Source organism: Nocardioides ultimimeridianus (assembly GCF_054777895.1).
Genome location: NZ_BAAHAB010000009.1, coordinates 280278 through 298612 on the forward strand (window position 1 = coordinate 280278; position 18335 = coordinate 298612).

At 71.6% G+C, this 18335-nt stretch carries 13 protein-coding genes; 1 reads left to right on the forward strand and 12 read right to left on the reverse strand.

Annotated features, from left to right (window positions below):
• Positions 1–25: 25 nt before the first annotated feature.
• The gene (locus ACYU8V_RS09885) at positions 26–625 is read left to right on the forward strand and encodes a DUF805 domain-containing protein (protein WP_460847011.1); all 600 of its coding nucleotides are present in this window, start codon (positions 26–28) and stop codon (positions 623–625) included.
• A 66-nt stretch (positions 626–691) separates the two neighbouring features.
• Here the strand turns inward: ACYU8V_RS09885 and ACYU8V_RS09890 are convergent, their stop codons facing one another.
• From ACYU8V_RS09890 to ACYU8V_RS09945, 12 genes are read right to left on the reverse strand one after another with little or no spacing between them, the layout of a single operon-like run.
• Positions 692–1108, reverse strand: coding sequence for a DUF2752 domain-containing protein (locus tag ACYU8V_RS09890; protein ID WP_460847013.1), 417 nt, complete (start codon positions 1106–1108; stop codon positions 692–694).
• Between the two features lie 17 nt (positions 1109–1125).
• Positions 1126–1326 carry an HGxxPAAW family protein gene (locus tag ACYU8V_RS09895; RefSeq protein WP_460847014.1) on the reverse strand — a complete coding sequence of 67 codons (201 nt, stop codon included), beginning with the start codon at positions 1324–1326 and terminating at the stop codon, positions 1126–1128.
• Between the two features lie 41 nt (positions 1327–1367).
• Positions 1368–1979 (reverse strand): Trp biosynthesis-associated membrane protein, encoded by a 612-nt coding sequence (locus tag ACYU8V_RS09900; protein WP_460847015.1) that lies wholly within the window; start codon positions 1977–1979, stop codon positions 1368–1370.
• Positions 1972–2313, reverse strand: coding sequence for a phosphoribosyl-AMP cyclohydrolase (hisI, locus tag ACYU8V_RS09905; protein ID WP_460847017.1), 342 nt, complete (start codon positions 2311–2313; stop codon positions 1972–1974). The genes ACYU8V_RS09900 and hisI overlap by 8 nt, the downstream gene beginning before the upstream one ends.
• Positions 2314–2323: 10 nt before the next feature.
• Positions 2324–4117, reverse strand: a complete 1794-nt coding sequence (locus tag ACYU8V_RS09910; protein WP_460847019.1) for an ABC transporter ATP-binding protein — start codon at positions 4115–4117, stop codon at positions 2324–2326.
• Positions 4114–5886: an ABC transporter ATP-binding protein gene (locus tag ACYU8V_RS09915; protein ID WP_460847020.1), complete on the reverse strand. Its 1773-nt coding sequence runs from the start codon at positions 5884–5886 to the stop codon at positions 4114–4116. Before ACYU8V_RS09915 ends, ACYU8V_RS09910 begins: the two co-directional genes overlap by 4 nt.
• A gap of 40 nt (positions 5887–5926) precedes the next feature.
• Positions 5927–6907 carry a zinc-binding metallopeptidase family protein gene (locus ACYU8V_RS09920; RefSeq protein WP_460847021.1) on the reverse strand — a complete coding sequence of 327 codons (981 nt, stop codon included), beginning with the start codon at positions 6905–6907 and terminating at the stop codon, positions 5927–5929.
• Positions 6904–7797 (reverse strand): transglutaminase family protein, encoded by an 894-nt coding sequence (locus ACYU8V_RS09925; protein WP_460847023.1) that lies wholly within the window; start codon positions 7795–7797, stop codon positions 6904–6906. Before ACYU8V_RS09925 ends, ACYU8V_RS09920 begins: the two co-directional genes overlap by 4 nt.
• The gene (locus ACYU8V_RS09930) at positions 7794–10268 is read right to left on the reverse strand and encodes a circularly permuted type 2 ATP-grasp protein (RefSeq protein ID WP_460847024.1); all 2475 of its coding nucleotides are present in this window, start codon (positions 10266–10268) and stop codon (positions 7794–7796) included. The genes ACYU8V_RS09925 and ACYU8V_RS09930 overlap by 4 nt, the downstream gene beginning before the upstream one ends.
• A gap of 57 nt (positions 10269–10325) precedes the next feature.
• The gene (locus tag ACYU8V_RS09935; protein WP_460847027.1) at positions 10326–13583 is read right to left on the reverse strand and encodes a transglutaminase family protein; all 3258 of its coding nucleotides are present in this window, start codon (positions 13581–13583) and stop codon (positions 10326–10328) included.
• Between the two features lie 50 nt (positions 13584–13633).
• Entirely contained in the window at positions 13634–16168 is a 2535-nt protein-coding gene (locus ACYU8V_RS09940; RefSeq protein WP_460847029.1) for a DEAD/DEAH box helicase, read from the reverse strand.
• Positions 16165–18264 carry a site-specific DNA-methyltransferase gene (locus ACYU8V_RS09945; RefSeq protein ID WP_460847031.1) on the reverse strand — a complete coding sequence of 700 codons (2100 nt, stop codon included), beginning with the start codon at positions 18262–18264 and terminating at the stop codon, positions 16165–16167. Before ACYU8V_RS09945 ends, ACYU8V_RS09940 begins: the two co-directional genes overlap by 4 nt.
• Between the last annotated feature and the right edge of the window lie 71 nt (positions 18265–18335).

Consider the following 18335-nt stretch of genomic DNA (forward strand, 5'->3'; position numbering starts at 1 on the left):
CGGGCTCAACCGAAGGGTCTGCACGATGAGCTACGGAACTCCGCCTCCCCCGCCGCCCGGACAGCCGCCGTACGGCGGACAGCCGCCCCAGCCGCCCTACGGCCAGAACCCCTACGGCGGGCAGCCGTACGGTCAGCAGCCGGTCGCCGCGACCGGCGACCCCGGCACCCTCGACCTGCCCTGGTACGGCATCGGCTTCGCCGACGCGATCAAGCGCTTCTTCGCCAAGTACTCCCGGTTCGACGGTCGCGCCAGCCGCAGCGAGTACTGGTTCGCCACCCTCGGCCTCATCCTGATCTTCCTGGTCCTCTACGTGCCGCTGGTCATCGGCATCGTGGCCAAGGTGCCGGTCCTCACGATCCTCTTCGGGCTGCTCTTCGTGGTGTTCGCGCTGGGCAGCATCGTGCCCAGCATCGCGCTCGCGGTGCGGCGCCTGCACGACGGCGGATTTAGCGGGTGGATGTACCTGCTCGGCCTCGTCCCGTTCGTCGGCGGCATCATCACGCTGGTCCTGATGTGCATGCCGTCCAAGCCGGAGGGCGCTCAGTACGACCGCTCCAGCGGCGGCGGCTACGGCGGTGGCCCCCAGTACGGCGGCGGCTACGGCTCGCCGTACGGCCAGTAGAGCCCCGCACGACCTCGCGACGCCCCAGCGCCTCGGCGCTGGGGCGTCGTCGCGCTCAGGGCTCGATCAGGGGGCGAGCCAGGCGCCGGCCGCGGTGTTGCGCACGACCGTGAAGGCCACCATGAGCAGCCCGAGGACGACGGCGGAGAGGTTGACCGCACGCGGCGAGGGCTGCCAGCGCTCCCCCGTCCACCGGCCGTGCGCCCAGCGGGCGAAGCAGTAGGCGATCAGCGGCAGGGAGGCGATGAGGAGCAGGTTGCTCGAGGCGGCGGCGCCGACCCGGAGGTCGCTCAGGTCGTTGACGGCGCGCAGGCCGCCGCAGCCGGGGCAGTAGACGCCGAACAGGGCGTACGTCGGGCACACGCCCCAGCTGCCGTGCTGGTGGGGGTCACGCAGGTGCAGCGCGAGCGTCGCCACCGCGAGGCCGCCGACCACGAGGACCGGCGGGAGCATCCGCCGGCCGCGGGGCAGCGCGGCGGTCATCTCCGATCAGTGGCCGGTCAGTGGCCCGGCTCGTGGAAGCCCAGCTTGGCCATCACCGCGAACACCACACCGCCGGCGACCACGATCGCGGCGCCGACCCAGAAGATCGCCATGTTGACCGGCTCGACCATGATGCCGACGGCACCGACCACGAACCCGGCCAGGGAGATCAGGACTGCGGTCCAGGCAGCAGGGGTGTTGCCGTGGTTGTCGGCCATTGTCGCTCCTCGCGGGTGTTCCGGTGCTTGCGGGCCGAAGTCTACGCAGTCGGGTCGTGTCCCTCGTCGAGGGACTTCCACAACTCGATGTTGGTCTGCTCCTCGGCCGGGGCGGTCGGGGCGGAGCCCGTGTCGGCGCCGGCCGTCGGGGCGTCGTACCTGCTGCCCATCTCGGGCCAACTCGGCGCGAACCTGACCGCTGCCACCGCGGCGGCGAGGGTGAGGACGGCGCCGAGGAGGGTCGTCCAGAACCAGGTGGTCGCGTCGAGTGGCACGGCGTCGGTGACCCCCAGGCGGTCGGACATGTCCGAGGCCGCGCTGCCGCGCTGCACGAAGCCGCCGACCACCAAGACCACGAGCACGCCCGCGGCCGCCACCACGGTCAGGCCGCCGACGACCCGGCGGAAGCCGCCCCGCGTCACGAGCAGCACGCCCCACGCCGCGAGGACGACCAGCGCCAGCGCGCCGGCCAGCGGGAAGTCGACCCCATCGCGCGCCTGGAGGGCCGCCGCGGGGTTCACCCCCTCGAGCGTCCTCAGGTAGCTGCCCTGCACCTCGAGCATGGTCTTGTGCCCGCCGACGGCCGTCAGGGCCGCCCCGACCAGGCCGACCAGGACCACCGGGCCGAACGTACGACGACCCGCGTCAGCCACCGAGCAGGCCCTCGTCGAAGCAGGTGCGCGCGCCCGTGTGGCAGGCGACGCCGACCTGGTCGACCTTGAACAGCAGCGTGTCGCCGTCGCAGTCGAGCCGGACCTCCTTGACGTGCTGGGGGTTGCCGGAGGTCTCGCCCTTGACCCAGTACTCGCCACGCGAGCGGGACCAGTACGTCGCCCGGCCGGTCGTCAGCGTGCGGTGCAGCGCCTCGTCGTCGACCCACGCCAGCATCAGCACCTCGCCGGTGTCGTGCTGCTGGACGATCGCGGGCAGCAGCCCGTCGGGGGTGCGCTTGAGGCGATCGGCGATCTGAGGATCGAGGGAGGTCACGGGGCCGAGTCTAGTGAGCCAGCTGGGCGGTCCAGGACGCGTACAGGCCGGCGTACACGCTGCCCTCCTGCCGGACGAGCTCGCTGTGCGGGCCGCGCTGGACGATGCGGCCCTTGTCGACGACGACCACCTCGTCGGCCGCCTCGGCGGTCGAGAGCCGGTGCGCGATCGTGACGCTGGTGCGCCCGGCCATCAGCCGCTCGAGCGCGCGCCCGATGCGCATCTCCAGCTCGGGGTCGACCGCGCTGGTCGCCTCGTCGAGGACGAGCAGGTCGGGATCGGCGAGCTGGGCGCGGATCAGTGCGACCAGCTGCCGCTCCCCCGCCGACATCGACTCGCCGCGCTGGCCGACCTTCGTGGCCAGCCCGCCCGGCAGGCCGGCGAGCCAGTCGCCCAGGCCCAGCTCGTCAGCGGCCGCCGCGATGTCGCTGTCGGTGGCGTCGATCCGGCCGTAGCGCGCGTTGGCCGCGAGGGTGTCGTCGAAGAGGAAGCCCTCCTGCGGGACGAGTACGACGGAGCGCCGCAGGCTGGCCTCGCTGACCCGGGTCAGGTCGACGCCGTCGAGCAGCACCCGGCCGGTGGTCGGGTCCATCAGCCGGGTGAGCAGCTTGGCGAGGGTCGACTTGCCCGAGCCCGTCTCGCCGACGACGGCGATCCGGCGGCCGGCCGGGATGGCGAGATCGATGCCGGTGAGGACCGGCGTACCGCCGGGGTAGGCGAAGCCGACCTCCTCGAACCGCACCTCGATGGCACCACTCGGCAGGGTGGCTCCGTCCGGGCCGGGGTCGATGAGGTCGGCCGGGGTGTCCAGGATGCCGATGACGCGGCGCCAGCCCGCGATGGCGTTCTGGGCGTCGGTGAGGATCTGCGTGCCCATCTGCACCGGGCCGACGAAGAGCGTGACGAGGAACGCGAACGCCAGGACCTCGCCGGAGCTGGTGCCGCCCGACCAGAGCCGGCCCTGGCCCAGCCAGATGCCGACGATGAGCACGCCCGCGTTGGCCAGGCCGGCCGAGATGCCGCCGAGGCTGAAGGAGAACGCCGTGAAGCCCTGGGCGCGGGTGCTCGCGGCCTGGAAGTCGGCGACCGCGCTGTCGATGCGCTGCTGGGTGCGCCTCTCGATCGCGTAGGACCGCACGACCGCGGCGCCGACCACCGGCTCGGAGATCGCGGACAGCAGGGCGCCGACCTGGCGGCGTACCGTCCCGTAGGCCTGGGAGAGCTTGCGCTGGAAGTAGCGCAGGCTCAGGAACAGCGGTGCGAAGCACAGCCACACCACCGCTGCGAGCTGCCAGCTGTAGACCACCATCACGATCGTCGCGATCAGCATCTGGCCCACGCTCACCACGAACAGCAGGCCGCCGAAGACCAGGAACTGGCTGACCTGGTCGACGTCGCTGGTGACGCGCGAGACGAGCGCGCCGCGGCGCTCGGTGTTCTGGGTGAGCAGCGGGAGGTCGTGGACGTGCCGGAACGCCTTGGTGCGCAGGGTCGCGAGGCCGTGCTCCGCGGCGACGAACAGCCGGCTCGTCATCGCGTAGCTCGCCCACGCCGTGACGACGATGCCCACCGCGGCGAGAGCCGCCATCCGGGCCGTGAAGCCGAGGTCAGGACCGTCGGCGCCGTGCAGGCCGTGGTCGATGGTCTGCTGGACGGCGACGGGTACGACGACCTGGCCGACCGAGGCGAGCACCGCGAGCAGCAGGGTGACGCCCATGCCGCGGGTCAGCTCGGGCGAGTGGTGGATGCCGCGCCGGATCGTCTCCAGGGCGCCCAGGTCCTCGCCGGTCTGCAGGCCGCTCATGCGGTCACCTCCTCGTCGGCGCTCTCGTAGGCGTTGACCAGCCGCGCGTAGTCGGCGTTGCGGGCCACCAGGTCGGCATGCGTGCCGCGATCGACGATCCGGCCGTCGGCGAGGAAGAGGACCTCGTCGGCCAGGGCGATGGTCGCCTTGCGGTAGGCGACCACCACGAGGGTCGCGCCGACGGCACCGCGCAGGGCGGCGAGGATGCGGGCCTCGACCTCGGGGTCGACCGCGGACGTGGCGTCGTCGAGGAGCAGGAGCCGCGGTCGGCGTACGAGCGCGCGGGCCAGGGAGATCCGCTGCCGCTGACCGCCCGACAGGCTGGTGCCACGCTCCCCCAGCCGGGTGTCGAGGCCCGCAGGCAGCGCGGCCACGAAGCCGTCGGCCTGCGCGGTCCGCAGGGCCGCCCAGATCTCCTCGTCGGAGACGTCGGCGCCCAGCGTGACGTTGCCGCGGACGGTGTCATCGAAGAGGAACGCGGTCTGGGGCACGACGGCCATCGCCTCGGCGAGCTCGCCCTGCGCGAGATCGCGTACGTCGACGCCGTCGACCCGGATCGCGCCGGTGTCGACGTCGACCAGGCGGTTGAGGAGCGTGGTGAGCGTGCTCTTGCCGGAGGCGGTGGCGCCGACGAGAGCCACGGTGCGACCGGGCCGGACGTCGAAGCTGAGGTCGGCGAGCACCGGCCGCTCCGGGTCGTAGCCGAAGCCGACGTCCTGCAGGGCCAGGGCGGCTCCGGTCGTGGACGCGGGCAGCGTTGCGGCGCCGTACTCCATGCTGCCGCGGGCGGCGAGGACGGCGCTCACGCGGCGGAAGCCGACCACGCTGCGCGGGAACTCCCCGAGCAGCCACCCGATCGAGCGGATCGGGAAGGAGACCACGGTGAGCAGGTAGGCGACCGTGACGACGTCGCCGGCCACCGTCGCGCCGGTGAGGACGCGGTGGACGCCGAGCACCAGGACACCCAGCACCGCGAGGCTCGGCAGGGCGGCGAGCGTGGGGTCGAAGGCGGCGCGGATGCGGCCGACCCTGATGTTGGTGTCGCGGAGGTCCTCGGCGACCCTGCGGAAGCGGGCCGTCTCCTCCGGCTCACGGCCGAGCGTCTTGACCACGAGCGCGCCGTCGAAGGACTCGTGGGCGATCTCGCTCAGCTCGGCGCGGAGCCGCTGGGCGCGGGTCGCCCAGCCCTGCGAGAGGCGCTGGTAGACGACGTTCACCGCGATGACGACCGGGAAGACGAGCACACCGACGACCGCGAGGACGGTGTCGGCCAGGAACATCTGCACGACCGCGATCGCCATCATCGCGATGGTGCCGACGGCCATCGGCAGCGGCGCGATCGGGCCCCAGGCGGCCTCGACGTCGGAGTTGGCGTTGGAGAGCAGCTCGCCGGTGGGGTGCTGCTGGTGCCACGACATCGGCAGCGAGAGGTACTGGCGGGTGACGGCGCGGCGGTAGTGGGCCTGCATCCGGTACTGCATCACGCCCGCGCCGACCCGGCGGGCCACGATCCCGACCGCACGCAGTAGCGCGACGCCGAAGAAGAGGCCGAGCACCGCCCACAGCCAGCCCGCACCGATGTGGCCGGTCGCGAAGGCCGGCAGCACCACGTGGTCGGTCGACCAGCCGAGCACCCAGGCATCCGCGACGGTCAGCGCGCCGAAGAGCAGGCTGCCGATCGTGGAGGCCGCGAAGATCCAGGGCTCGCGCTTGATGGCCACCCACAGCACGGCGAACCCGGCCCTCGTCGTACCGTCCGCTGCGCTCACTCCACCCCGCAACCGCCCGTCGCTGATCGCTATTCCCTGCTCAGCGCGGCAGTGCGGCCACGAAGTCCAGCTTGGCCAGCACCGGCTCGGGGATCACGAACGGGTATAGGTCGTCCTTGCCCATGCTGCGGCTGATCACGTTGAGCGCGGTGGCGAGCGGCATCCAGACGCCGGTCACGACATCGCGGAAGCGGGAGAAGGTGCCGATCGGCGCGAGCATGATCAGCCCGTGCTCGGCGGCGGAGTCGAGGGTGTCGCAGATGTGCAGGTAGTGCGCGAAGGTCTCGGCGAAGTCCTCGAACGGGTGCATCGTCGCGTACGTCGAGAGGTGGTCGGCCTGCCAGCCCTGCGGCGGGCCCTCGCGGTAGTGCCGGTCCAGCGCGTCGGCGTACGACGCCCGCTCGTCGCCGAACAGCTCGCGGGCCTGCTCGATGAGGTCGCCGACGACGAGCTGCCACTCGTAGTAGTGGCCGACCTCGTGCCGGAAGTGGCCGAGCATCGTGCGGTAGGGCTCGGCCAGCGACTCGCGCACCTTCTCCCGGTAGACCGGGTCGGACTCGGCGAGATCGATGGTGATCACCCCGTTGTCGTGCCCGATCACCACGTCGGGCGTCGCGTCGGTCCCGTCGGAGGCGAGCAGGTCGAAGCAGAGTCCGCCGACTGGGTCCTCGGCGCGGGTCCTGATCGGGAAGCCCAGCGCGTCGAGCTCGACGACGAGATGGCGCTTGGCCTGCTCGGCGAGCAGGTAGTCGGCGTCGACCTCGGCCGGGCGGGTCCGGGTCAGGTCGCACGCGAAGCACTGTCCGCCCTCGAGCGGGGCGAGCCAGGTGCAGCCCGACACGTTGAGGTTCACGCACACCCACCACACCGCGCCGCTGCCGTCGACGTAGCGGCCCTGCTCGTCGACCGGCACGATCGCGCGCTCGGCGCGGGAGAACCCGAGCGCCGAGCCGCACGACACGCACAGGGAGTTCTCGAAGTAGAGCGGGTTGTCGCACGCCCGGCAGCGGAAGGCCTTCATGCCGGCACCGGGGCGACGTCGACGGACACGCTGAGCGTGGACGTCTTCGCCTCGGTGTAGATGACGCCCTTCACCGGTGGCACATCCGCGTAGTCACGCCCCCAGGCTACGGTGACGTACCGGTCGTCGGCCCACTGGTCGTTGGTGGGGTCGAGCATCACCCACTGGCCCTCGCCGGCGGCGGTCGGGACCCAGACGCCCACCCAGGCGTGCGAGGCGTCGGCGCCGACCAGCCGCTCCTCGCCGGGCGGCGGTGTGGTCGCCAGGTAGCCCGAGACGTAGCGCGCGGCGAGGCCGTGCGACCGCAGGCAGGCGAGCATCAGGTGCGCGAAGTCCTGGCAGACACCGCCGCGCGCCTCGAAGATCTCCTCGATGGTGGAGGTGACCGTGGTGGCGGTCTTGTCGTAGGCGAACTCGCGGTGGATCCGGTGCATCAGGTCCACGCACGCGTCCACGAGGCCACGGCCCGGGGTGAGCGAGGCGGCGGCGTACGCGCGGGCGTCCTCGGTGTGGTCGACCAGGGGCGAGGCGACGACGACGTCGGTCGCGGACCACGCGCCCGGCAGGTCCGGGTGGAGCAGCGGTCGCGCGTCCTCCCAGGGCAGCGCGAAGGCGGATTCGTCGTACTCGGGGGCCACGACGTCGACCCGTGAGACCGCGCCGATCTCGAGGGTGCGGTGCGGGTCGAGGACCTGGAAGTAGGTGACGGTGTTGCCGTAGAAGTCGATGTCGGTCGTCATGTCCGCGGGCGCCGGGGTGATCGTCACGACCGGATCGGCGACCTGCTGCCACGGCAGGGTACGGGGTACGACGTGCCCGATGCCGAGCGAGTCGGTGACGTCCTCGTCGTAGCCGTAGGTCGTGGTGTGGGTGACCAGGTAGCTCGTCACGGCACCACCCTCGTGGCCAGGGCGCCGAGCGGGCGCGGCGCCGGCCCGGCGGCGAAGTGCAGCTCGGTGATCGCCTCGGCCAGCCGCTCGACGCCGGAGCGGAAGCGGTCCAGGAAGGCCTCGAGGTTCGGGCGGCCGGGGCCGCCGATGGCCACCAGCGACGCGAGGTCGGTCTGGTCCAGCGCCTCGAGCAGGTCGTCGAGGAGACGCTCGGGTCGCGACGAGCCGGTCGATGCCGGCAGCGCCGCCAGGTGGCCCCGGAGCTCGTGCAGGCTGAAGGCGAGCGAGCGTGGGTTCTCGAGGTCGAGCAGGAGCAGCTCGACCACGCCCGCCGAGCGCACGTTGCCGCGGTAGCGCCGTCGGTGGGTCACCGACGACTCGGCGGCGGCCAGCACCGCGTTGAGCACGTCGCGATCGACGTCCATGCCCCGGCGTACCGTCGCGGTGGGGCGCATCAGCGCGCACACCTGCAGCGCGCGCTCGACGTACCGACCCGTCTGGATCGACTGCCAGGCCGCGTCGCGGATCATGCTGGCGGTGACGCCCTGGATGGCCAGGATGCCGGTCAGCATCCGCCCCGCCGACTCCGCGATCTGGTGGCTGTGCGCGTTCGCCCGCAGCTCGACGGTGGCACGGTCGGTCGTGCCGAAGGTGCGCCACACGTCGCTGGAGAGCTGGTCGCGCACCCCGCTGAACGCCTCCCGCAGGCCGGCCAGCGACTGCGCCACCGAGCCGCCGCGGTCCTCGTCGAGCAGCAGCGAGCGGAAGTCCTCGTCGATGTCCGGTGGCCCGCCCGGCGACAGCCGGCCGGTCACTCCGAGCATCACCTCGAGCGCCTCGCCGCCGCTCGAGCGCGGTCGGCTGCGGAAGTCGTCGGCGATGACGTGGGTGGCCAGGATGATGCGCAGCAGGTCCTCGGCGCGCTCGCTGTAGCGCCCCGCCCAGAACGCCTCCTCGAGTGCGCGCGGCACCAGCACCGTGACCGACCGCATCTGCGTCATCGGCAGGACCTCGGCCAGGCCCTGGTCGGGGTCGCCGGCCTTGTCCTTCAGCACCCAGACGTCCTTGCTGCACGCAGCGCGGTCCGCGGGATCGCCGAGGGTGCGGCTGTGCACGGTGGCCAGGCCACCGACCAGGGGGCGGTACGCCGATCCGTAGCGCAGCGTGAACGTGCGCAGCGTGACCGGTCGCGGGAGCGCGGCGTGGCCGGACCACGTCGGCGCCTGCGAGAGGGTCGGCATCAGCTGGCCGACGTACCGGTGGGGCTCGGCAAGGATCCGCTCCCGCAGGTCGTCGCGGGACAGCCCGGCCAGCCCCGCGCCAGGACCGTCGAGGGTGCGCACGGCCAGGTCGTCGCGGTCGAGCAGCGCCTCCAGACCCACCGGCGAGCCGGCCCACCAGGTCGGCACGCTCGGAAGCCGCAGCGACTCCCCGAGCAGGGCCTCGCACGCGTCGGGCAGGTAGGGCAGCAGCCCCGGGTTCTCGAGTACGCCGGCGCCGAGTCCGTTGACCACGCGGACCCTCCCCCGGCGTACCGCCTCGACCAGGCCGGCCACGCCGAGCTGGGAGTCGCCGCGGAGCTCGAGGGGGTCCGACCAGCTCGCGTCCACCCGGCGCAGGATCACGTCGACCCGCTCGTGCCGGCCGCCGGGCGCGCGCAGGTAGACCCAGCCCTCCTTGACGGTGAGGTCGCCGCCCTGGACGAGCGGGAACCCGAGCGCGGAGGCGAGGAAGGCCTGGTCGAACGCGGTCTCCGAGTGTGTCCCCGGGGTCAGGACCACGACGCGCGGGTCCGCGCGGTCGCCGGGCGCGCTCTGGATCAGCGCCGAGCGCAGGGCCCAGAAGTAGGGCTCCATGCGGTGCAGGCGCGCCTCGCGGTAGAGCTCGGGCAGCACGCGCGAGATGACGCGCCGGTTCTCCATCGCGTAGCCGATGCCGGACGGCGCCTGCGCGCGGTCGCCGAGCACCTGCCACTGGCCGTCCGCGGCGCGACCCAGGTCGGTCGCGGCGAGGACCAGCGGCCGCGGGTCGCGGTCGCCGGCCACGACCCGGCTGAAGCCGGAGTGACCGAACACGACCGGAGCGGGGATCACGCGCTCGCGGAGCAGCCGCTGCTCGCCGTACAGGTCCATCAGGATGGCGTTGAGCAGCTCGGCCCGCTGGGCGAGGCCGACCTCGAGCGGCTGCCACTGGGCGGCGTCGATGACGAGGGGCACCGGGTCGAGGCGCCAGGGACCGGGACCCTCGCCGGGCCGGGCGTACGTGACGGCGTCGTCGCCGAGGAAGCGGGTGATGTCGCCGGTCAGCCGGCGCAGGTCGTCGCCGGTGATCGCGACGGCAACCTCGGCCAGGCCCTTCCAGGCCGGGCGCAGGGTCCCGTCCGGTGCGACGACCTCGTCGAACCGTGGGGCCTCGCCGTCGGCGAGGGTCGGCTGGCTCACGCTCAGGGCGTAGTCGCGCAGCAGGGTCACGCGGCAGCCCTCCCCTGGCCGATCGTGGTGGTCATCGGACCAGAGCCTAGAGGGGTGTCATGCCCTGCGCAGGTCGAGGAGGTGCGGATAGTCGGTGGACGCGGCCGTGCGCCCGCGCTCGCGCATCGCGGCGACGTCCAGGTGGCCCGCCGTCGCGCCGCGCGGCTCGAACCGGCCCGCGCGCCGCGCCTCCGCCTCGTTGGCGTTGATCGGCGGGGTGTCGTAGGAGCGGCCGCCCGGGTGCACGACGTGGTACGTCGCCCCGCCCAGGCTGACCTCGGACGCGATGTCGACCAGGTCGACGTGCAGGGGCGCGTGGACGCCGATGCTCGGGTGCAGCGCCGACCACGGCTGCCAGGCCTGGAAGCGGACGCCCGCGTAGAACTCGCCGGGGACGTCGGTCGGCGTCAGCGGCAGCGGTACGCCGTTGCACGCGACCAGCCGGCGCTCCGGGTCCAGCCCGGTGACGCGGACCTGGATCCGCTCGACCGAGCTGTCGACGTACCGTGCCGTGCCGGAGCCGGTGGCCTCCTCCCCCAGCACGTGCCAGGGCTCGATGGCCTGGCGCAGCTCCAGGCCCACGCCGTCGATGCGGGTGAACCCGATCCGCGGGAACCGGAACTCGGTGAACGCGTCGAACCAGGAGGCCTCGAACGGGATCCCGGCCGCGCGCAGGTCGGAGACCACCTCGCCGATGTCGGCGATGCAGCCCTGCGGCAGCAGGAAGTCCTCGTGCAGCAGCGTCCCCCAGCGCACCAGGGGCGCGTTCAGCGGCCGCTCCCAGAACATCGCGACCAGGCTGCGCACGAGCAGCGCCTGGAGCAGCGCCATCTGCGGGTGCGGGGGCATCTCGAACCCGCGCAGCTCGAGCAGCCCGAGCCGGCCGCGGGAGCTGTCGGGTGAGTAGAGCTTGTCGATGCAGAACTCGGCGCGGTGGGTGTTGCCGGTGAGGTCGGTGAGCAGGTGCCGGAAGGCGCGGTCCACCAGCCACGGCCGCGGGTCGAGGTCCTTCTCGTGCTGCTCGGCGACCAGCCGGAGCACCTCGCGCTGCGCGATCTCCATCTCGTAGACGGCCTCGGGCCGCCCCTCGTCGAACCGCGGGGCCTGCGAGGTCGGTCCGATGAAGCGCCCGGAGAACAGGTAGGACAGGCTCGGATGCCGCTGCCAGTAGGTGATCATCGAGACCAGCAGGTCAGGGCGCCGCAGCAGCGGCGAGTCGGCCGGCGTGGAGCCGCCGAGCGTCAGGTGGTTGCCGCCACCGGTGCCGGTGTGCAGGCCGTCCAGGTCGAACTTCTCGGTCGAGAGCCGCGCGGCCCGCGCCTCGTCGTACAGCGTGGTGACGACGTCGCGCTGCTCGGCCCAGCTCGCGGTCGGCTGGACGTTGACCTCGATGACGCCGGGGTCGGGCGTGACGACGAGCTGGGTGATCCGGGCGTCCGGCGGCGGTCCGTAGCCCTCGATCACGACCGGCGTGCCGACCGCGGCGGCCGCACCCTCGACGAGGCCGAGGAGCGCGGCGTAGTCGTCGAGCAGGTCCACGGGCGGCAGGAAGACGAAGACGTACCCGTCCCGGGCCTCGACGGCCAGCGCCGTGGTGGCTGAGCCCTCGGCCGGGACGACGGTCACCTCGGGCAGGGCCGGGTCGAGCGGGCCCACCGGTTCGAGGTACGACGGCTCGCCGGCGTACTCCGGATCGGTCCAGCTGATCGACTGCAGCGGGAGCCGGAGGCCGACGGCGGAGGTGCCGGGCGCCAGCACCAGCCGGCCGCGGCGGAACGTCCACCGGGCGCTGGTCCAGGTGCCGTCGGCGGTGGCGATGGGGAGCACCCAGCCGGTCGGCGTGGTGATGTCGCCGTCGACCTCGCGCAGTGACTCGGCCGTCAGCTCGTCCAGCGCGGCCTCGGGGCGCGGTCCGTCGGGGCGGCGTACGTCGGCGGCCAGGAGGGCGAGCGGGTCCTCGTAGGCCGGGTGCAACTGGTCGGCGGGCAGGCCGAGGCGTGCGGTGATCTCGGCCGCCAGGACCTGAGCCGCCTTCCTGCTCGCGGCCGTGTCGCCACCCGTCGCCCACGGGTCGGCCAGCAGGCTCGCGTCCTCCCACAACGGCACGCCGTCGGTGCGCCACTGCAGCGCGATGTTCCACCGCGGCAGCGGCTCACCCGGGTACCACTTGCCCTGCCCGCGGTGGACGACCCCGCCGCGGGCGTGCAGGTCGGCCAGCCGACGGGCCAGGTCGGTGGCCAGCTTCCGCTTGTGCGGCCCGTCCGCGGCCGTGTTCCACTCATCGGCGACCTGGTCGTCGAGCGCGACGAACGTGGGCTCGCCGCCCATCGTGAGACGTACGTCGCCCGCGACCAGCCGGGCGTCGACGGCCTCGCCGAGCGCGTCGATCCGCGCCCACGCCTCGTCGGTGTAGGGCAGCGTCACCCGCGGGTCCTCGTGGATGCGGCGCACCGCGTTGGCGTAGCCGAAGGTCACCTCGACGGGCTCGGTCGCGCCCTCGATCGGCGCCGCCGAGGACGGGTGCGGCGTGGCGGAGAGCGGGATGTGGCCCTCACCCGCGAACAGGGCCGAGGTGGGGTCGAGCCCGACCCAGCCGGCGCCGGGGATGAAGACCTCGCACCACGCGTGCAGGTCGGTGAAGTCCTCCAGCGGCCCGCTCGGGCCGTCCAGCGACTCGCGGTCGGGCGCGAGCTGCACCAGGTAGCCGGACACGAACCGGGCAGCCAGGCCGTGCTGGCGCAGCAGCGCGACCAGCAGCCAGGCCGAGTCGCGGCACGAGCCGATCCCGCGCGCCAGGGTCTCATCGGGCGTCTGCACGCCCGGCTCCATCCGGACCGAGTAGTCGACGTCGCGCTGCACGGCCGTGTTCAGCTCGGCCAGGAACTGCACGATCGGTACGCCGCTGGACTCGCCGCGCGACTCCCTCCAGGCAGCCGCCGCAACGGCGTCCTCCACCGGTCGCAGGTACGGCGCCAGGTCCGCCCGCAGCCCGGGCTCGTAGTCGAACGGGTACTGCTCGGCGTACTCCTCCACGAAGAAGTCGAGCGGGTTGATGACCATCATGTCGGCCACCAGGCCGACGGTGATCTCGAGCCGCTTCACCGGCTTCGGGAAGACGATCCGGGCCAGCCAGTTGCCGAACGGGTCCTGCTGCCAGTTCAGGAAGTGGTCGGCCGGCTGCACGTCCAGGCTGTAGGACTCGATCGGGGTCCGGCTGTGCGGGGCGGGCCGCAGCCGCACGACGTGCGGCGCCACCGCCACCGGTCGGGCGAACTCGTAGCTGGTCCGATGCTCGAGCGCCACCTTGATCGACATGGGCCCAGCGTGCCCCGTTCCTGTTGCCGGGGCGTTAACGGGGTCGTCGCTCAGGAGTAGTTGTCGGCGATTGCACTCTCATAGAGCGCCTCCGCCGATTCGGCTGCAGCGATCGCCGCGCGGACGTCGGGGCGGGTCACGTCGAGGACCCGCATCACCCCGCTGACCTCCGCCACTGCCTCGATGCGGTGCAGGTCGCTGGCGAACTCCTCGGCGTACGCCGCGAGGCCACGGAGCTTCGGCAGGGCATCGCTCAGGTGTGTGCCGTGCGGGTCGACGATCGAAGCCTTCACCACGCCTCCGACGTCCTGGAAGAAGATGAAGTCCGGGCAGAGGCGCCGCCATGTGCCGAGCGAATCGCGATAGGCGATGGCGAGGGCGTCCGACGACGCACGTGACGGGTTGCGGTACCAGGAGACGCAACGGTCCAACTCGACATCGAGCACCTTGCGCTCCCAGTCGAGGAGGCTCCCGATCGGGAACTGCCCACCACCGTCGGCGAGCAGGTGCAGGCCGGCGGTCTCGATCAGGTTGCCGCGCAGGTCCTCGACGGCCTCGGTGCGGACCTCAGGTCGGGTGATGTCGACCCGCAGCGGCCGACCCGCGAGAGCGCGCAGCTCGTCGTACTGGGCCCGACTCTCGTCGCTCAGTGACTTGATCGCCACGCGATGCTCGGCGTCCCACCGCGCGAAGAGGCGATCGGCCTCGGCGTCGAGCTGCTCGACGATCTCCCCCACTCGCGCGATCGCGGCCGTCCGCAGGTGTGCCTCGAAGTACCCGTCGTCGTAGGTCTCCTCGAGCGCGTCCGCGTAGGCGGACGCGAGCTGGGGTGTGAGGATCCGTCGCGCGACCCGGTAGTCCGCCTCGACCGCGCGATCGTCGGCCGTCAGGGCGAAGGTCTCGGAGCCGGCGAACATACCGACGTCGAGACCGATGACGATCCGCTCCCCGGTCATCTCGAGGACGTCTGCGACCTGCGCCTCGACCTTGCTCTCGTACTGCACGGCCTTGCCCCGCAGGAACTGGACGAGCTCACCGAGCGCCGCGTCGTAGGCCCCGGGGCGGACACCGTCCTTGGCGAGCGCGGCCGCGAAGGCCGTGAACCGACTGACCGGCTTCGACCCCCTCCGTGGCACCGTCTGCGAAGGCAGCCGGTCGAACGCGTCCCACACGGCCGGATCGATCTCCGCGTTGGTGCGGAAGTCCTGCTTGCGGATCACCACGACCGGCCCTGGACCGGTGGGCCCGTCGCCGCCGTTGATCGCGCGCGCGACCTGCTCCGCCGCGCTCCGGTTGAACATGGGCAGGATGCACTCGACGGCGTTGAGCCGGTCGTCACCGGGGATGCGACGGGCGAGGGGTGTACGGACCATGCGGCCCAGCAGCTGGGTGATGTGGGTCAGGTCCTGGGCGGGCCGGAAGGACACCAGCACCTCCGCGCGCGGGCAGTCCCAGCCCGTGGAGATCGCGTCCTTGGCGAGGAGGACGCGGATGTGCGCCCGCTCGGCCACGTCCTGCGGCGGTACGTACGCGAGCTCCAGATCGCCGACCGCGAGATCTGTTCCCTCGCCGAACACGTGGGCGAGGTTGTCGATCGAGAGCTCCGGCCACTCGTCGAGGACGGTGTGCACAGCCTCGCTGAGCAGCTCCTCGCTCGGCTTGTTCGGCACCTGGACCACCAGCAGCGGCTCGACCGGCGTACCGCCACCCTGCGACTCCTGGTACGCCGACCAGAGGTCGCTCGCCTCCTTGGTGCGAGCGACGGCGTGCCGCAGGAGCACCGTGTCGAAGGTCCCGACCTCGGCCGGGAAGGAGAGGATCAGGCTGTCCTTGAGCAGTCCTGATTCCTGTACCCGCACCGGGTCGACCACCACGTCGGGCAACGTCGTGCGGTTGGCCGCGCGTTCCATGGCGGCGCGGTAGCGCTCGATCGTGGCGCTGATACCGAGCACGATCGGCACCGGCGGAGCGCCGGCCTCTCCGTTGATCAGCGTGGTCACGATGGTGGACTTCTCCCCCACGTCCCGCTTGGAGGTGTTCATGCCCACGTGCGCTTCGTCGAGGATGACGTAGAGCGTGGTGCCCGGATCCTCGACGGTGTTGCCGAGCACCTCCCAGAACGTGCGCGCACGCATGTCCGGGGCCGCGAGCACGGCGTTGTCCTCCTCCGCACCGCCTCCTCGCACCAGTCGCGCGTTCTTGCTCAGCTTCTGCGAGTTGAGGAAGTACACGGTTCCGGGCCGCAGCTGCTCATCGCTGAAGGTCGACTCCACGACGCGCAGTCGGTTGCTGCCGATCCGGTCGGAGGCCTGCATGATCCGGTGACGGGTCTGCTCGTTGAGCGACGGATCGCTCGTGAACCACAGGACGGTGGCGGTCGGGTCCGCAGGGACGTCGAAGTCGGCGTTGCCGAAGAACAGCGCCTCGATGACGGCCGCGGCCATGACCGTCTTGCCGGCGCCGGTCGCCGCCGTCAGCGCGACCGAGCTGGTCTTGCCGCGGGTCGCGAGCAGGCGGGCAGTGTCCAGGTTCTCCAGGACGGCTGCCACCGCGTCGGCCTGGTAGTCCTTGAGCGCGAGCTTCATGCGCTCCCACCCACGGCGAAGCTGGTCAGGTATGACTCGTACAGCCGCACCGGCTCGACGGCCTCGGGCAGCTCGTTGCACACCAGCTGGAACGCGCGCTCGTCATCGGTGACGACGAACGCCATCCGTACGTCGGTGGCCGCCGCAAGAGCTGCCAGGAAGTCACCCGCCGCGTCGACGTCGAACAGCACTCCGTACGTATCGGCTATGTCGAAGGTCGCGGCGGGGACGTCGATCCGTCGACCGCGCGCTCCGGCCTTCAGCCACAACAGCGGCGCGATCGCCTCGAACGACTTGCCGTGCTGCACGGCGCGGGGCGCCTCGTAGGTCATGGTGAAGAACTCGACGTTCTCCTCGAAGCCGTCGGCCATCGGGAACTCGTCGGTGAACTTGTAGTCGCCCTTGATCGGCTCGCCGTCCGGGGTACGGCCAGTGATCGCCGCCTCGATGCGGGGCTTGGTGATGTAGTCGCAGATCCCCCACCGCTCCCACTCGGGATCGCCGGGGCGCAGCCCCTGTTCGCGCAGCCTCTTCTGTTCCTCCGCGCTCACCTCGTTGTTCGTGACCGAGATGCACTGCCGGCGCCCGCCGTCCTGCTTGTTGAGCCGCATCACGGCATGGGCGGTCGTGCCGGAGCCGGAGAAGAAGTCGAGTACAACTGCGTCGGGCTTGTCACTGACGAAGAACCGCAGAGCATCCTCTACTGCGTAGAGCGACTTGGGGAACGGGAAACGGCGAGATGGCAGGACATTCGCGAGGAGTCGGGAGCCATATTGCGTTGCATCGTGGCTTGACACCCGCCACTGCGTACCCGGGATGGCAAGTACCCGATCCGATTCGCGGGTTCCTACATCCAGCGAACCATCGTCCCGACGCCCTATCTCACCGAACTCTCCAGCGACGACCTTTCCGTACTCGCCGTCCTTCAGAATCGAGATAGCGAAGCCCCTGGACTCAGACCCGGAGACCCGAATACGGCCCTGCTCGAGCCTGCCCCGGAAGGTAGATGGCGTCCACTGCCACCGCCCTTCCGATCCATCCTTACGGATCGGAAGAACCGCAACGGTGCCAGCCACCGGCAGAGGTTCGGAACTCCCAGAAGGAAGAGCCTCGCCGACCTGTGCGACGCGCATCGACTTCGGATCCACGTAGACGGGATAGAAGCAACCTGGGGAGTCCTCGCGCGCCGCACCCTCACCCGACCGACGAAGCAGGTCCCAACGCGCCGTACCGGTGTGGGTCCGTCCCTTGGCAGAAACCCAATCCCGGCTGAGGGACACCCGTTGGGGAGCCGCGACGCCCACCGACACGACGAAGATGTATTCATCGCTACGCCCGAACTGACCCGCGCGCGCGACGGCAGCGGGATTGATCTGCGTGCTGATCATCTGGAATCGAGCGTCACCGAAGGACTGCTGCAGCAACAGCCCGAGCCGGAGGTACTCCTTCTCGTCGATCGTGACGATGAGGACCGAGTTGTCGGGGTTGAGCAGACGCTTGGCGAGCTGGAGCCGCCGCTCCATGAAGGCCAGCCACTTGGAGTGGCGGTAGGCGTCGTCGCCGTCGACGTAGTCGTTGTTGTACTTCCAGTCCTTGGCCCCGGTGTTGTAGGGCGGGTCGATGTAGATCGCGTCGACCTTGCCCTCGTGCGTGTAGAGCAGCGCCTCGAGTGCGTGGAAGTTCTCGGCGCTGATCACCGAGTGGAAGGGCTTGTCCCCGCCGCGCTCGACCTTCCCGGTCGAGACCAGACCGGGGAAGATCGGGTCCCGGAACTCGGCGACCACGACGAGGTCGTCCACGTCCATCTGGGTCGCCTCGTCGTCGATGACGATGGTCGCGACGCCATCGGCCACGCGCAGGACCAGCCCGAGGCGGGCGTCCGGCTTCGCCGTGCTTCCCCGTGGCGGCAGGACGCGCACCTTGTCACCCCGGCGGACCGGCCGCCCGGGAAGGTCGACAGCCTCGGGGACGTGCCGCTCGAAGTTGAGCCCGAACTGCCGGCGCTCGGACAGCGCCTTCACCTCGGCGCGGAGGTCGGCCGCCAACTGGGCGTCGGTCCGCTCGACCTGCCGCAGCAGGTCGCTCAGCCGTGACACCCGAGCCGCCCCTTCCGTCGTACGCCCAATCTGTTGGGCGTGCCCAACATAGTGGACGAAAGCCCAATACA

Coding starts and splice junctions, on each gene's coding strand:
- ACYU8V_RS09885 (WP_460847011.1), top strand. CDS start 26: ATGAGCTACGGAACTCCGCCTCCCCCGCCGCCCGGACAGCCGCCGTAC.
- ACYU8V_RS09890 (WP_460847013.1), bottom strand. CDS start 1,108: ATGACCGCCGCGCTGCCCCGCGGCCGGCGGATGCTCCCGCCGGTCCTC.
- ACYU8V_RS09895 (WP_460847014.1), bottom strand. CDS start 1,326: ATGGCCGACAACCACGGCAACACCCCTGCTGCCTGGACCGCAGTCCTG.
- ACYU8V_RS09910 (WP_460847019.1), bottom strand. CDS start 4,117: ATGAGCGGCCTGCAGACCGGCGAGGACCTGGGCGCCCTGGAGACGATC.
- ACYU8V_RS09920 (WP_460847021.1), bottom strand. CDS start 6,907: ATGAAGGCCTTCCGCTGCCGGGCGTGCGACAACCCGCTCTACTTCGAG.
- ACYU8V_RS09935 (WP_460847027.1), bottom strand. CDS start 13,583: ATGTCGATCAAGGTGGCGCTCGAGCATCGGACCAGCTACGAGTTCGCC.
- ACYU8V_RS09940 (WP_460847029.1), bottom strand. CDS start 16,168: ATGAAGCTCGCGCTCAAGGACTACCAGGCCGACGCGGTGGCAGCCGTC.